This window comes from Thermodesulfitimonas autotrophica (assembly GCF_003815015.1).
GTDB lineage: Bacteria > Bacillota > Desulfotomaculia > Desulfotomaculales > Ammonificaceae > Thermodesulfitimonas > Thermodesulfitimonas autotrophica.
Map to the genome: position 1 here is coordinate 551,283 of NZ_RKRE01000003.1, position 13,633 is coordinate 564,915.

Annotated in this window: 13 protein-coding genes and 2 pseudogenes; 11 read left to right on the forward strand and 4 right to left on the reverse strand. The window is 60.2% G+C overall.

Translation table 11 applies throughout. From position 1 onward, the window contains the following. Nucleotides 1-5 precede the first annotated feature (5 nt). The 8 genes from phoU (at nucleotide 6) to ileS (ending at nucleotide 6,994) form a co-directional block, all read left to right on the forward strand. Nucleotides 6-677 (forward strand): phosphate signaling complex protein PhoU, encoded by a 672-nt coding sequence (gene phoU / locus EDD75_RS10310; protein ID WP_123931756.1) that lies wholly within the window; start codon nucleotides 6-8, stop codon nucleotides 675-677. 58 nt (nucleotides 678-735) lie between these two features. After that, nucleotides 736-1,458, forward strand: coding sequence for a YggS family pyridoxal phosphate-dependent enzyme (locus EDD75_RS10315; protein ID WP_123931758.1), 723 nt, complete (start codon nucleotides 736-738; stop codon nucleotides 1,456-1,458). Further along, nucleotides 1,439-1,870 (forward strand): cell division protein SepF, encoded by a 432-nt coding sequence (locus EDD75_RS10320; protein ID WP_123931760.1) that lies wholly within the window; start codon nucleotides 1,439-1,441, stop codon nucleotides 1,868-1,870. Before EDD75_RS10315 ends, EDD75_RS10320 begins: the two co-directional genes overlap by 20 nt. A 6-nt stretch (nucleotides 1,871-1,876) precedes the next feature. Further along, on the forward strand, nucleotides 1,877-2,704 hold the full coding sequence (proC, locus tag EDD75_RS10325; RefSeq protein ID WP_123931762.1) for a pyrroline-5-carboxylate reductase: 828 nt from the start codon (nucleotides 1,877-1,879) through the stop codon (nucleotides 2,702-2,704). A gap of 62 nt (nucleotides 2,705-2,766) precedes the next feature. Further along, nucleotides 2,767-3,039 carry a YggT family protein gene (locus tag EDD75_RS10330; RefSeq protein ID WP_123931764.1) on the forward strand — a complete coding sequence of 91 codons (273 nt, stop codon included), beginning with the start codon at nucleotides 2,767-2,769 and terminating at the stop codon, nucleotides 3,037-3,039. 41 nt (nucleotides 3,040-3,080) lie between these two features. Further along, the gene (locus EDD75_RS11470; protein ID WP_281277604.1) at nucleotides 3,081-3,653 is read left to right on the forward strand and encodes a DivIVA domain-containing protein; all 573 of its coding nucleotides are present in this window, start codon (nucleotides 3,081-3,083) and stop codon (nucleotides 3,651-3,653) included. Further along, nucleotides 3,637-3,963, forward strand: a complete 327-nt coding sequence (locus EDD75_RS10340; RefSeq protein WP_123931769.1) for a DUF167 domain-containing protein — start codon at nucleotides 3,637-3,639, stop codon at nucleotides 3,961-3,963. The genes EDD75_RS11470 and EDD75_RS10340 overlap by 17 nt, the downstream gene beginning before the upstream one ends. Nucleotides 3,964-4,213: 250 nt before the next feature. Next, nucleotides 4,214-6,994: an isoleucine--tRNA ligase gene (ileS, locus tag EDD75_RS10345; protein WP_123931771.1), complete on the forward strand. Its 2,781-nt coding sequence runs from the start codon at nucleotides 4,214-4,216 to the stop codon at nucleotides 6,992-6,994. A 98-nt stretch (nucleotides 6,995-7,092) separates the two neighbouring features. Here ileS and EDD75_RS11475 read toward each other — a convergent pair. The 4 genes and pseudogenes from EDD75_RS11475 to polA all read right to left on the reverse strand — a co-directional run. Then, nucleotides 7,093-7,527: pseudogene (locus EDD75_RS11475) on the reverse strand (lytic transglycosylase domain-containing protein); the annotation flags it as partial. Beyond that, nucleotides 7,524-8,144 (reverse strand): dephospho-CoA kinase, encoded by a 621-nt coding sequence (gene coaE / locus EDD75_RS10355; protein WP_123931773.1) that lies wholly within the window; start codon nucleotides 8,142-8,144, stop codon nucleotides 7,524-7,526. The pseudogene EDD75_RS11475 and the gene coaE, both read right to left, overlap by 4 nt. Before the next feature lie 16 nt (nucleotides 8,145-8,160). Continuing rightward, on the reverse strand, nucleotides 8,161-8,982 hold the full coding sequence (gene mutM, locus EDD75_RS10360; RefSeq protein WP_123931775.1) for a DNA-formamidopyrimidine glycosylase: 822 nt from the start codon (nucleotides 8,980-8,982) through the stop codon (nucleotides 8,161-8,163). 3 nt (nucleotides 8,983-8,985) lie between these two features. After that, nucleotides 8,986-11,580: a DNA polymerase I gene (gene polA / locus EDD75_RS10365; protein ID WP_123931777.1), complete on the reverse strand. Its 2,595-nt coding sequence runs from the start codon at nucleotides 11,578-11,580 to the stop codon at nucleotides 8,986-8,988. Nucleotides 11,581-11,756: 176 nt separating this feature from the next. Between polA and EDD75_RS11595 the strand changes: the two are divergent. The 3 genes and pseudogenes from EDD75_RS11595 to EDD75_RS10375 form a co-directional block, all read left to right on the forward strand. Beyond that, nucleotides 11,757-11,822: pseudogene (locus EDD75_RS11595) on the forward strand (SEC-C metal-binding domain-containing protein); the annotation flags it as partial. A 24-nt stretch (nucleotides 11,823-11,846) separates the two neighbouring features. Continuing rightward, the gene (locus EDD75_RS10370) at nucleotides 11,847-12,989 is read left to right on the forward strand and encodes a hypothetical protein (RefSeq protein ID WP_245963148.1); all 1,143 of its coding nucleotides are present in this window, start codon (nucleotides 11,847-11,849) and stop codon (nucleotides 12,987-12,989) included. A gap of 3 nt (nucleotides 12,990-12,992) precedes the next feature. Then, nucleotides 12,993-13,595, forward strand: coding sequence for a DedA family protein (locus EDD75_RS10375; protein WP_123931779.1), 603 nt, complete (start codon nucleotides 12,993-12,995; stop codon nucleotides 13,593-13,595). Nucleotides 13,596-13,633: the final 38 nt, after the last annotated feature.

Consider the following 13,633-nt stretch of genomic DNA (forward strand, 5'->3'; position numbering starts at 1 on the left):
TAGAGGTGACGAGCCAGCGGGCTTCTTTCGAACGTGAGCTTGCAGAGCTGCAGCACGACATCCTGCGGGTGGGCAGTTTAGTTGAGGAGCTCATCTTCGACGCAATACAGGCCCTGGTCAACCGGGACGAGGTGCTGGCGAAAAAGGCGATCGCCGGCGATGATGAGGTTGATAATCTCTGCAAAGATATCGAGCGCAGGTGTATCCGGTTGGTTGCGACCCAGCAGCCCCTTGCCCGCGACCTCAGGATTATTTTTACGGGTATCAAGATCATTTCCAATTTGGAGCGAATGGGCGACCATGCGGTGGACATTGCCAGGTACGCGCTTAACCTCATTACCTGTTACAGTTCGACCGTTGCGGACGTCGTCTTGCAGGGTATCACCCAGATCGCCCGGATGGTGCAGCAGATGGTCAAAACAAGTCTGGAGGCCTATGTTTCGAACGATACGAGCCGGGCGCGACAGATGTCCAACGCCGACGACGATGTGGACCATCTTTACCGCAAAACTTTCGACGCCATCCTATCACTTATCGAAAAAGAGCCTGAGAATACGCGCTGCTACGTCTATTTACTCCTTGCCGCCCTGCGCCTGGAGCGGGTGGCCGACCGGGCTACCAACATCGGCGAAGACGTGATTTACCTGGTTACCGGCGAGTGGGAGGAGCTCAATTAGATAATTATTGGGAACGGGCATTGCAGGAGTTGCCAGTGCTGCGTCGAATATTTAAGGGATGGATCAGGTTATAAAGGCGAACCTCAGGCGGGTCAGGGAGGAGATCTGGCGCGCGGCGCGCCGGGTCGGGCGGGATCCAGGTGAAATCCAGGTTGTCGCCGTATCCAAAGGGGTACCGGTTGCCGCGATCCGTGCGGCGCAGGCGGCGGGGCAGAGGCTTTTCGGGGAAAACCGGGTGCAGGAGTTCATAAGAAAGTACGGGGAGATCGGCGACGCGGTTGACTGGCACTTTATCGGCTACCTCCAGCGTAATAAGGTAAAATACCTTGTGGGCAGGATCAGACTCCTCCACAGCCTCGACCGCTGGGACCTGGCCGTTGCGCTTGATCGCTGGGCACAGAAAAGAGGCCGGGGGTTTGACGTGCTCATCCAGGTGAACGTGGCGCGGGAGCCCTCGAAGCACGGCCTTCACGAGGAGGAACTGCCGGATTTCCTGGCGGCGGCTGCAGAGCTGCCGGGTATCCGGGTCCGGGGGCTGATGACGATCGCTCCGTTTGTTCCCGATCCCGAAGAGGTAAGACCCGTTTTCAGACGGCTGCGAGAACTGGCGGCAGCCTACCGCCACTATGCTGGGGCGACGCTCGAGTTTTTATCGATGGGGATGTCGGACGATTACGTGGTGGCGGTGGAAGAGGGAGCCAACCTGCTGCGCATTGGCACCGCTATTTTTGGCCCGCGACGCAAAGAGGGGGAAGGGGAAAATGAGCAAAAAATTAGTTGACAAAGTGCTGGGCTTTATCGGTTTCGAGGAGGAACCGGAGGAAGAGCAAGTACCGGCGGAAGCTCAGGACGGTCTAATACGCCCGAAGAAAGGGGCGGTGGTGAGCATTCACACCCAGCGGCAGATGCGGGTAGTTGTGACCGAGCCGCGTTCCTTCGACGATGCGCAGGAGATTGTCGACCACCTGCGGAACAGGCGGCCGGTGGTCGTCAATCTGGAACGGGTGGAGACGGACCTGGCGCGCCGGGTGGTTGACTTTGTGAGCGGCGCAGCCTACGCTCTCGGCGGTAGCGTTCAGAAAGTAGGCGCCGGCATTTTTCTCTTTGCCCCCAATAACGTAGATATCGCGGCGGAGGGGAAGGAGCCCGAGCGGGGCCTCTTTCCCTGGATGCGCGGGCAGAGGGAGGCTTGAGAACAGGTGCCGCTCAGCGGGCTTAAAATCGGACTGATCGGCGGCGGGGCGATGGGTGGAGCGCTGGCCGCCGGTCTGGTATCAAGCGGCCGGGTGCCGCCGGCGGCCATGCTGGTGAGCGACGTTGCTCCGGAACGGTTGCGCCGGCTGGAGCAAGAGCTTAAGGTGCGTACGCTTCAGGATAACCGGCTTTTGGCTCAAGAAGCGGATATCGTCTTGCTGGCGGTAAAGCCGGATGTTGTTCTTTCGGTTTTGCAGCAAATCGGCTCCCTTTTGCGCCCGTCACAGACGCTTATTTCCATCGCTGCGGGCGTCACTTTAAGCTTTCTCGAACAAAATATCCCGCAGCCTGTTCCGGTTGTGCGCGTCATGCCCAATACGCCGTGTTTAGTAGGAGAAGGAGCGAGCGCCTACGCGCTCGGAAGGAACGCCGGCCCGCGCGATGCGGCGCGCGCTGCAGCGATCTTTTCGGCCGTCGGTCGCGCGGTCCAGGTAAGGGAAGAATTACTTGATAGCGTTACCGGGTTGAGCGGGAGCGGACCGGCCTACGTTTACCTCTTGATCGAGGCGCTAGCCGACGGTGGGGTGCGGATGGGTTTACCGCGTGACGTGGCGCTTGCGCTCGCCGCCCAGACCGTTTTGGGGGCGGCCCGCATGGTTTTGACTCAGGGGGCGCACCCGGCGGAGCTAAAAGACCGGGTTGTAACCCCCGGGGGCACAACGGCGGCTGGTCTTCTTGTTCTTGAGGAGCAGGGGGTCAGGGCGGCGCTCATCCGGGCGGTGGAAGCAGCTACTTTGCGGTCGCGCGAATTGAGCCGGGCGAAGTTTACATAGGATATAGACAGGGTAAAAGAAAAACCGATGAAATCGCGAATGGTGCGGAGATGATAGCGTAGATGGAGTTTGTGGTAAAGCTAGTCGATGTGGCCTTTGAGGTTTACGCCATCCTTATCCTCGTCCGGGTGGTCCTCTCCTGGATCCGGCACAATCCTTACCACCCGGTTATCCGTTTTATTTACGATATGACCGACCCCTATCTCAACATTTTCCGGCGTCTTATTCCGCCGGTTGGGGTTGTCGATTTTTCGCCGGTTGTAGCCTTTTTCGTCCTCGAACTAATCCGGGCGCTCGTTTTGCGGCTCCTCGTCGGTGTGATTAGCCTCTTCTAAAGCTGCGCGACGACCCGCCGCGCAGGGTGGGCCTTGGGGTGATGTGGGTGTTGACGCCTTACGATATTTACAAAAAAGAGTTTCGGAGGGTCTTCCGCGGTTACGACGAGCAGGAGGTAGATGAGTTTCTCGACCAGGTGGCCGCCGTCCTGAAGGAGCTTTACCGGGAGATCGAGGAGCTACGCGCGCAGACTCAGCACGAAAACGGGGGGTATCCTGCCGCCGCTCCGGGATCAGGCTTTAAGGAAGCATTGGCCGTTCCGGACGTTCAGCAGGTGCACCGGGAGATGGAGGCGAAGGTTCAAGCGCTTCGCCGGCAAGTGGCGGAAGTTATCGACATGGCTTCTATCCAGGCGGCCCAGCGGGCCGAAGACGCAATGCTCCAGGCTGAGGCCCGCCTGGGGGAGCTGGTGACCAGAGTGCAGGAGGAAACCGAGCGGCGGCTGAAGGAGGCGGAGGAACGCCTGGAAGCGATGTTAGCGGAGGCGGCCCAGAAGCTCAGGTTTTTGCTTAGTCGGGAAATGAGCAAGGACGAAGGCGCCAGACGGACAAAGAGAGCGACCCTCGTAGCGCAGGCCAGGACGCGGAAGATGTGGGATGGCGGCGCCGAGTGATTTAGCGAACCTCTTTCAGGCAGACGGGGACGGGGTGCGTTTTCGCGTGCGGGTAACGCCCCGGGCGGCAAAAAATGCTATTTGCGGCGTAGTCGACACCGTGTTGCGGGTGCGTATCGCAGCGCCGCCTGTCGAAGGCAGGGCGAACGAGGCGCTGCTGCGGTACTTAAGCGAGGTTTTCCGGGTTCCCGTCCGGCGGTTAACAATCCTGTACGGAGAGGGGGGACGGGAAAAGACGATCAGGATTGCAGGCCTCAGGCCGGAAGAAGCCCTGGAGGCGGTTGCCCGGGTCCTGCCAGCCAAATCGTGAGCTCAGACCGTTACGGTCGCGTGTAGCACCGCTGCTTCTATCTTCAATGTGGGCCCTGTTGGTATGGTATTGCTTCCCCGCCGTCTTGATTTTTCCTTTCTTCCCTTGCGACAGGAGGTTTTTAGTATTATAACTATTAATATACGAGGTCGGAAGCGGCTTGCACCGGCAAAATGCAGGCCTTGAAAATGCGTAACCGCCACCTTTCGAGCTATAGATGGCGAACTTGACGTCGCGAGGGAGGAAAGTGATGGATTGGAGTAAGACGCTTAACCTGCCGCAGACGGATTTTCCGATGCGCGCCAATCTGCCCCGCAAGGAGCCAGAAATTCTCAAGTTCTGGGACGAGATCGGCCTTTACCGCCTGGTTCAGCAGAAGACCGCCGGGCGGCCAAAATTCATCCTCCACGACGGCCCGCCTTACGCGAACGGACACATCCACTTGGGCCACGCTCTCAACAAGGTTCTCAAGGATATTATCATCAAATACTATTCGATGAGCGGCTACGACGCTCCTTACGTTCCGGGCTGGGATACGCACGGCCTGCCTATTGAGCAGCAGGCGATCAAGGCGCTCGGTATTAACCGCCACGCGGTGGGTCCCGTGGCGTTCCGGCGCCACTGCAAGGAATACGCCTTGAAATTTGTGGACATCCAGCGGGAGGAGTTCAAGCGTCTCGGTGTCCGGGGCGACTGGGCGCATCCCTACCTTACTTTGTTGCCCGAGTACGAGGCGCGGCAGATCGAGGTTTTCGGGGAGATGGCGAAGAAGGGTTACATCTACAAGGGCCTCAAGCCGGTTTACTGGTGTGCCTCCTGCGAAACGGCGCTGGCCGAGGCCGAAGTAGAATATGCGGAGGTTGAATCCCCTTCGATTTACGTCGCCTTTGCCGTGGTTGACGGCAAGGGATTCCTGCCGCCCGGCACCGCCGTGGTCATCTGGACGACGACACCGTGGACGCTGCCGGCCAACGTTTCGGTATGCCTGCATCCGGATTTTGTTTATGTGGTGGTGCGGGTGGATGGCGAACGGTACGTAGTAGCGCGGGAGCTTCTGCCTGCCTTCTTGAAGGTCCTGGGCAAAACGGGAGTGGTTGAGGCAGAGTACAAAGGGCAGGAACTGGAAGGCGTGCGTTTGAAGCACCCCTTCTGCGAGCGGGAGTCGCTGGTGGTGCTCGATACTTACGTCACACTGGAGCAGGGTACCGGCTGCGTGCATAACGCGCCGGGGCACGGCGAAGAGGATTTCGTGACGTGCAAACGTTACGGGCTGCCGGTACTTTCGCCGGTCGACGGCCGCGGCTATTTTACCGCCGAAGGGGGCCCTTTTGCCGGGGTCTTTTACCGGGAAGCAAACCCGCTTATTATTGAAGAGCTCAAAAGGCGCGGTGCCCTTTTAAGCGCGGGGCGGGTGCGCCACCAGTACCCGCACTGCTGGCGCTGCAAGAAGCCTGTTTTTTACCGGGCCACCGAGCAGTGGTTTGCGTCGATTGACGGCTTTCGGGAGGCGGCGCTTCAGGCCATCCGGGAGGTTAAGTGGATTCCCGCGTGGGGAGAGGAGCGCATTTACAACATGGTGGCGGCGCGGGGAGACTGGTGCATTTCGCGCCAGCGTTTGTGGGGCGTACCGCTTCCCATCTTCTACTGCGAGGGCTGTGGCAAGCCCATCATTAACGACGCCACTATTACGCATTTGAAGGCGCTCTTCCAGCAGCATGGTTCCGATGTCTGGTACAGCGCACCGGTAGAGGAACTGCTGCCGCCGGGGCTGGTCTGCCCGGCGTGTGGCGGCACGGTGTTTAAGAAGGAAAACGATACGATGGACGTCTGGTTTGACTCGGGCTCAAGCCACTGGGCGGTGCTGCGCCAGCCCTCTCCCTGGCCGGACCAGGACTGGCCGGCGGACCTTTACTTAGAAGGGAGCGACCAGCACCGCGGCTGGTTTAACTCTTCACTTTCCACCGCGGTGGCGGTTACCGGCAAACCGCCCTACCGGGCGGTGCTCACGCACGGCTTTGTGGTTGATGAGCAGGGCCGGAAGATGTCCAAGTCGCTCGGCAACGTGGTTGATCCCCTGAAGGTTATCGAGCAGTTAGGGGCGGATATCCTGCGGCTCTGGGTCTGCTCGGCCGATTACCGGGGTGACCTCGCCGCTTCGGACAACATCCTCAAGCAGATCGCCGAAGCCTACCGCAAGATCCGGAACACCTTCCGCTTTCTGCTCGGGAACCTTTACGATTTCGACCCGCAGGCGCCGGTGGCTTACAACCAACTGCCGGAGATAGACCGCTACATCCTGCACCGGCTTGAGCAGCTCAAGCGGCGGGTCCTTCAAGCCTACCGGGAGTACGAATTTCACGTGGTCTACCACGCGATTCACTCCTTCTGCGTGCTGGATTTAAGCGCCTTTTACCTGAACGTCCTTAAGGACCGGCTTTACTGCGAGCACCCGGACGCGCCCGCGCGGCGCGCTACCCAAACGGTTCTTTACGAGATTCTCGATACCCTTTTGCGGCTTCTCACGCCGGTTCTTGCTTTCACGACGGAGGAGATCTGGCGCTACGTGCCGGTGGCCGGGGAGAAGCTGCCTAGCGTGCAGCTCCTGGACCTGCCGCCGCTGCGGGACGACTACCTCGATGCGGCTTTAGAGGGCCGCTGGGAACGGCTGCTGGCGGTGCGGGAGGCGGTTTTGGAGGCTCTCGAGCGAGCACGGCAGGAGAAGCGCATTGGGGATTCACTTGAAGCCCGGGTGGAGCTTTACGCGGGGGATGAGCTGCGGGAGTTTTTGCAGAAGGCCGTGGCGGAACTGAAGATGATCTGCATCGTTTCAGACCTGGCCGTAGCGCCAGGCGGCTCCCCGCCGGACGACGGGGTGGTTCGCGGCGACTTTGTGGTCCGGGTAACACGAGCGCCGGGCGTGAAATGCGCGCGTTGCTGGATGTACAGCGAATCGGTGGGTGCAAGCCCCGAATACCCGGACATCTGCGCGCGGTGCGCCGCGGTTGTCAGGGCGCTGGCGGTGGAACGGTAAAGCGAGCGGTATACCCGGTAGGCCCAGAGGGTCTTCCGGATAAACTGCCTGGTTTCCGGGAAGGGTATCTGGTCGAGGTCGGCCGCCCTTCCCGTCCATTTTCCTTCGGCCAACCACTTCTTGACATTCCCCCGGCCGCCGTTGTAGGCGGCGAGGGCGGGAACGAGAGCGCCGAATTCGCGTAATAGACCGGAAAGGTAGCGTGTGCCCAGGCGAATGTTTGTTTCCGGGTCGAGGAGGCAGGCGGGAGTGAAGCTTTCCTGCTCCTGAAGGGCGACCCACCGGGCTGTTTCCGGCATCAGCTGCATCAACCCTACGGCGCCGCGGGCCGAAACCGCGTCGGGGCGGTAGTTGCTTTCGGTCTTGATCACCGCGGCTACGAGCAAGGGGTCGAGTCCGTTCTGCGCGGCATGCTGGAAGATAAGCTCCCGGTACTTCAGGGGATAGTAATATTTACCTAAGTGCTTCCAGTTGGCCAGCAGTAAAACGAGCAGCAAGAGAACCGCGCTTAAGAAAACCCTGTGTAACGTCACCTATTCTTTTCGCTCTGCTCCTCTACCAATTTTCTAAAAAAATAGGCCACCTGGTCGCGGGTGTGGTTGAAGCCGCTGCTGTTATCGATTACGCGGTTAGCCCGCTGGATCTTTTCCTCCTGAGGCATCTGCGCGGCGATCATGGCCTGGGCGAGTTCAGGCGGGATGCCGTCCCGGGCCATGAGCCGCCGGATGACGCTGTCGGGGTCGGCAATGACCACCCAGACTTCGTCCACTAACCGTTCGAGTCCGGCCTCTAAGAGGAGGGCCGCTTCAATGACGGCTACCGGCGGCGGTGTTGGGCGCTCCCGCAACTCCGCAAGCCACTTTTCAATCACGGCAGTGATTGCGGGGTGGGTGATTTCTTCGAGTTTACGCCGGGCGTTCGGGTCGGTAAAGATGAGCCGCCGCATTTTCTTCCGGTCGAGGCTGCCGTCGGGCAGGAGATACTCCGGCCCAAAGACTTCGACGATCTTGCCCAGCAGCGGCTCGCCCGGGGCGGTGAGCTTTTTAGCCACCGCATCGGCTTCGAGGACCTCGGCGCCAAGGCTTTTGAGATAGCGGGCCACGCTTGTCTTGCCTGTTCCTGCATTTCCGGTGAGTCCGATAACCTTCATTTGCGCCTCCTGAACTTCATAAAGGCTGACAGCGGGGGCAAAAATAGGTTCCCCTGCCGCCTAATTTCACCTTTTCAATCCTGGTCCCGCACTCCGGGCAGGGCCTACCGGCCCGGTTATGGACCTTCAAAAAATGCTGGTGGCTTCCTTCTTCGCCGACGGCATCAACGTAATCCCGGATGCTGGTGCCGCGGTGGGCAATGCCTTCCCGCAGTACGTCCCGTATGGCGCGGTAGAGGGCCTTTCCCTCGCGAACGCTCAGGTCGCTTGCCCGGCGCGCAGGGTGGACTCCTGCCGCGTAGAGGGCTTCGTCCGCGTAAATGTTGCCGATGCCGGCGACTACCTCTTGGTCAAGCAGCAGCGCCTTGATCCGGCGCCGGGACTTTTGGAGCCGCGCCAAGAAGTATTCCTCGGTAAAAGCACTGCTTAAGGGCTCCGGCCCTAACTTCCGGAGTTCCTTTACCTCTGCTCCGGCCGCCGGCACCAGCCAGACCCGGCCGAACTGGCGGAGGTCGGTGAGCCGCAGGCGTCCCCGGTCGAGATGGAATACCAGGTGCGTGTGGCGCGGCAGCGGGCCATCCGCCGTCTCGTAGACGAGTTGTCCGCTCATCCGGAGGTGGACGACGAGGCGGTAGCCGCCGGACAAATCGAAGAGCAGAAACTTGCCGCGCCGGTTCACTCCCAGGATGGCGCGCCCGCGAATCGTTTCGCCGAAACGTACCGGTGCGGGCGCGGCGATTACCTTTTCTAAGTATATTGTAGCGCCGGTGATGGTCAAACCCGTAATTTTTGCGGCTAATTGCTTCCTGATCGTTTCTACTTCGGGAAGCTCGGGCAAGTGCTACACCTCGATTTTTTCGAGATCGTGCCAGTTGGGACCTGCCTTCAAGGTGACGGTAATGGGTACGGCAAAGGGCAGGGCCTGCTCCATTTTGGCCTTGATCAGCGGCGCGACGGCGGGAAGTTCGCCGGCTGGCACTTCAAAAAGGAGTTCATCGTGCACCTGGAGTACCATCCGCGTGCTGTAACCGCCGCGGGTCAGCTCCCGGTGGATATCGACCATCGCTTTTTTGATTAAATCGGCGGCACTCCCCTGAATCGTGGTGTTAACCGCCAGCCGCTCGCCGAGCTGCCGCTGGATGCGGTTGGGACTTAGGATTTCGGGGATGTAGCGCCGCCGGCCAAGCACCGTGGTCACAAACCCGGTTTCGCGCGCCTGCCGGATCGTTTTTTCGATAAAGCGCTTTACCCCTACGTAACGGGCAAAGTAGCGCTCGATGTACCGGTGCGCTTCGCTTGGTTCGATCTTGAGCTCCTGAGCCAGACCGTAGTCGCTCATCCCGTAAATGATGCCGAAATTTACCACCTTAGCGCGGGCGCGCAGCTCCGGGGTTACGGCTTCCGGGGCAAGTCCGAAAACCTCGGCGGCCGTTCTGGTGTGGATATCCTCACCCTGCTTGAAGGCAGCGGTGAGGAGTTCATCGCCGGCAAGGTGGGCTAAAATCCTCAGTTCGATCTGCGAATAGTCGGCGCTTAAGAGGAGGCTCCCCGGCAGGCCGGCTACGAAGGCGCGGCGGATCCTCCGCCCGAGAGGGTCGCGCACCGGTATGTTCTGCAGGTTGGGTTCGGCGGAAGCGAGGCGGCCGGTGGCGGTGACGGTCTGGTAAAAGGTGGTATGCAGGCGCCCGGTCTGCGGGTTGATGAGCTGGAGCAGGGCGTCGGCGTAAGTGTTCTTGAATTTGGCGAGCTGCCGGTACTGCAGGATCCGGGCCACGATCTTGTGCCCGGACAGCTTTTCCAGAACCGCGGCGTCCGTCGCGTAGCCGGTTTTGGTCTTCCGCACGGGCTTCAACCCCAACTTTTCAAAAAGGATCCGGCCTAACTGCTTCGGCGAGTTGAGGTTAAACTCTTCGCCCGCGAGCTTGAATATCTCCCCGGTGACCTCTCTGATCTGGTCGGCCAGCTCCGCCGCGATCTTTTCGAGTTCCTGCCGGTCGACAGCTATCCCGGCTGCCTCCATCGCCTGCAGGACTGCCGCCAGGGGAAGCTCGACTTCCCGGAAAAGGTAGTCCTGTCCCTCCAGCCGGAGCTTGGCCGCGAGGGTGGGCGTGAGCAGAAAAACGGCCAGGGCCTGCTCCGGTGGCCCGCTCTGTGCGGGCAGGACTGTGCCTAGGTGCTCGAAGGCTACCGCGTCTAAGGTGTTAGGAACGGCGGGATTGAGCAGGTAGGCGGCGATCATGGTGTCGAAGGAAACCTTTTCCGGGCCAAGCCCCAACGGCTGCAGAAGATGCAGGGCCTGCTTGGCGTCGTGAACGGTGAGCTGCAGTTCCGGAAACGCCAAGAGGACTTTGAGGAGCGCGGCGACAGACGCGTTGCCTGCGGCGGTGAAAACGGTTTCCGGATCCAAACAGAGGGCGCAGGCCAGCGGCCCCTGCGTGTTTCCCCGCAGGGCGAGGGCGGCGACCGAACGTTCTGCCAACTTTTCAAGGAGGGCTTCTGGCGCTGCGGGATCGAAGGCGATTTCCGTGGCCGCCGGCAGCGCCGCGCCGGGCGTTTCCTTTTGGGTGCGCTGCCCCCTGATTTCCGGGAGCTTTTTAAGGAGGGAGCGAAACTCAAGGCGCTGAAAAACCCGGTAAACCTCGTCCATGTCTGGTCCGGGCCAGGCAAAGGCGGTGATGTCGGTGTCGAGCGGTACTACCCGCTGGATCGTTGCCAGTTGTTTGGAAAGGAGCGCCTGGTCTTTGTAGGGTAGCAACTTGCTCCGGATGTTCGCCGGCAGCTCCGGGAGGTGGTTGAAGATTTCCTCGAGGCTGCCGTACTTTCGCAGCAGCGCGGCGGCCGTTTTCGGACCGATACCCGGCACGCCGGGGATGTTATCCGAAGCGTCTCCGGTTAATCCTTTCAGGTCGGGAAGCTGCCGCGGGGTGACGCCGTACCGTTCTACCACCGCCTTTTCGTCGTAGGGGACGATTTCGCTGATCCCTTTGCGTGTGGCCAGCACGGTGGTCTGCGGCGAAACGAGTTGCAGCGTATCCAGATCACCGGTGACGATGAAGCAGGAGTACCCCGCCTTTTCAGCCTGGGTGACGAGAGTACCAATGATGTCGTCCGCTTCGAAGCCCTCGGTTTCGAGGACCGGAATCCTGAAGGCCTGGAGGACTTCCTTGATCAGCGGAAATTGGGGGCGGAGGTCTTCCGGTGTTGCGGGCCGGTGGGCCTTGTAGGACGCGGCGACCGCGTGACGGAAAGTGAGCCTTCCCTTGTCGAAGGCCGCCACCACACTGTCGGGCGCGATTTCTTTAAGCAGCTTCAAAAGCATCCCGGTGAAGCCGTAGGCCGCGTTGGTGGGCAAACCTTCTCTGGTGCTGAGCGCCGGGATGGCGTGAAAAGCTCTGTGGGCCAAGCTGTTTCCGTCAAGCAAGACTACCCGCTGCAACCTTCCACCGCCGGGCTACGTTTTTGTTCTTCATGGCCACTACTATTATTTCAGCGTTCCAAACAAAATACCTTCGGGGTACGTTGAAGAAAAATGGGTGACGGTGCAGGAAAAATAAGTGCGGCAGGGAATATACTATAAAATCGAAACCGAAGGGTAGCAGGGAGGTCTTCCAGATAAAGGATTCTTTTTTCCGCGAGTGCCCCTGTGGCAGCGGGCGCAACTTTGAAGAGTGTTGCGCGCAGAAGGTTGTCTCCTTCGACCAGTTGCGGTGGCGAGCGGCGGCGCGGGAACTCAAGCGCAAGCTCGGGGCTTTCGCGCAGCAGCCGGTTTTTACCGAAGCGGCGATTTGGGCCCAGCACCTCTACCTGAGCGCGATCGGCGGGAGCCTTTTTGCGCTCGACGAGGAGTTTGTGGGAGAGCGCTGCTTCGAATGGTTCATCTTCGATTTTCCGGTGACCGGGGAGGAAACGATCCTCGAACTCTTCGGGCAGGTGGCCGCCGAACAGCTCAACGAGCGGGAACGGGCCCTCCTTAACTGGTGGTGCAGGACGCCCACCACTTTTTACGAGGTGAAGGCCCTGGGACAGCAGGTTGTTCTTGTCGAGGAGATTCTAACGGGCGATACTTTCTGCGTGCGTGGTTTTCAGAATCCTGCGGATATGGCGGTGGGGAACATCCTTTACCTCCGCGTGCTCCGGGTCGGGGAGGAGTTTGAGTTCTCGACCGCGGGGCTCTCTTTGCCGGGACACGCGAAAGGGCCGCTCCTCTCGTGGCTAAAGAAGGATTTTGCGGTTTTTAGGCGGATGAGCAGGCGGAAGAAAGTGGGCTGGCCGCTCTACCTGCGGCAGCGGGCGCACCGGATCATGGCCTGGGCGGCTGCCTTCGGCGCGAGCCGGGAGAGTGACCCCCTCGCCGAGGGTGAAGGGGTCTGGGGTGACCGGTTCGACGCCCTGCTCATGCTGCTTGAGGAATATCTTCTCCGTGAGCTCATAAACAACAAGATCAGACGCGAAGGCTGGAAAGGGTTTCTGCGCCGGATTCTGAGCGGCGTTAACGAACCCGATGTTGCGCTTGGCGAGGGCGGCGGGAAGGCGGCAGGAGCCGAAGGCTTCACCTGGGCGCGCCCGGAATATGCCGAGGTGGCGCACCTGGTGGCCAAAGATTTAAAGAAGCGCGGCCGGAGCGACACCGTTTCCCGGGCTCTCGAATTGTGGTACCGGTTTTGCCTCCTTGAAGAACCGGTGGTGCGGAAGGCGCCGGCTTGGGCCGCGGCGGTGGTCTATGCGGTCGCCAGGACGGAGGGACGGCGTTTGAGCCAGCAGCGCCTGGCAGCGGAGTACGGCGTTTCCGTTTCGGCCCTTTCCACTAATTACCGCCACCTGCGCCGTCTGCTCGGCCTTTCTTAAGGGATGTTCGAAAAGATCATTGCCTTTGCCGCGCAACTTGCGGAACATATTGCTTCTCTCGGGTACTGGGGAATCGCCCTCGGCATGGCTATCGAGAGTTGCAATATCCCCCTCCCCAGCGAGGTAATCCTTCCTTTCGGTGGGTACCTGGTTTCCTTGGGGAAGCTCAATTTCTTCCTGGCCGTCCTCGCCGGGAATATCGGGGGGACGGCTGGTTCCGTTCTCTCTTACTACATTGGCCTTAAAGGCGGGCGTCCTTTTCTCGAGCGCTACGGGCGCTACTTCTGGATTTCGGAGCGGGAACTCGCGCTGGCCGACCGCTGGTTTGCGCGCTGGGGCGAGGCAACCGTCTTTTTTACCCGCTTGATGCCGGTAGTGCGGACCTTCATCTCTTTTCCGGCGGGCGTGGCCCGGATGAACTTCACGCGTTTCGTCCTTTACACATTTTTGGGATCGTTGCCCTGGAGTCTTTTCCTTACCTATCTCGGGGTGAAGTTGGGCGAACACCGGGGGCTCCTCCGGGAGTGGTTCCACCGCTTCGACCTCGCCATCTTGATCGCGCTCATCTGCGGGGTAATTCTCTTCTTCTGGTGGCGCCGGCGATAGAGGGAACTAAATTTTACATTGTTTAGGGTTGGACCCGC

Excerpts from the sequence above, each read along its gene's own strand:
- EDD75_RS10330 (WP_123931764.1), top strand. The coding sequence starts at position 2,767 with ATGGAGTTTGTGGTAAAGCTAGTCGATGTGGCCTTTGAGGTTTACGCC.
- coaE (WP_123931773.1), bottom strand. The coding sequence starts at position 8,144 with ATGAAGGTTATCGGACTCACCGGAAATGCAGGAACAGGCAAGACAAGC.
- EDD75_RS10340 (WP_123931769.1), top strand. The coding sequence starts at position 3,637 with ATGGCGGCGCCGAGTGATTTAGCGAACCTCTTTCAGGCAGACGGGGAC.
- ileS (WP_123931771.1), top strand. The coding sequence starts at position 4,214 with ATGGATTGGAGTAAGACGCTTAACCTGCCGCAGACGGATTTTCCGATG.
- EDD75_RS10375 (WP_123931779.1), top strand. The coding sequence starts at position 12,993 with ATGTTCGAAAAGATCATTGCCTTTGCCGCGCAACTTGCGGAACATATT.
- EDD75_RS11470 (WP_281277604.1), top strand. The coding sequence starts at position 3,081 with ATGTGGGTGTTGACGCCTTACGATATTTACAAAAAAGAGTTTCGGAGG.
- EDD75_RS10320 (WP_123931760.1), top strand. The coding sequence starts at position 1,439 with ATGAGCAAAAAATTAGTTGACAAAGTGCTGGGCTTTATCGGTTTCGAG.
- EDD75_RS10315 (WP_123931758.1), top strand. The coding sequence starts at position 736 with ATGGATCAGGTTATAAAGGCGAACCTCAGGCGGGTCAGGGAGGAGATC.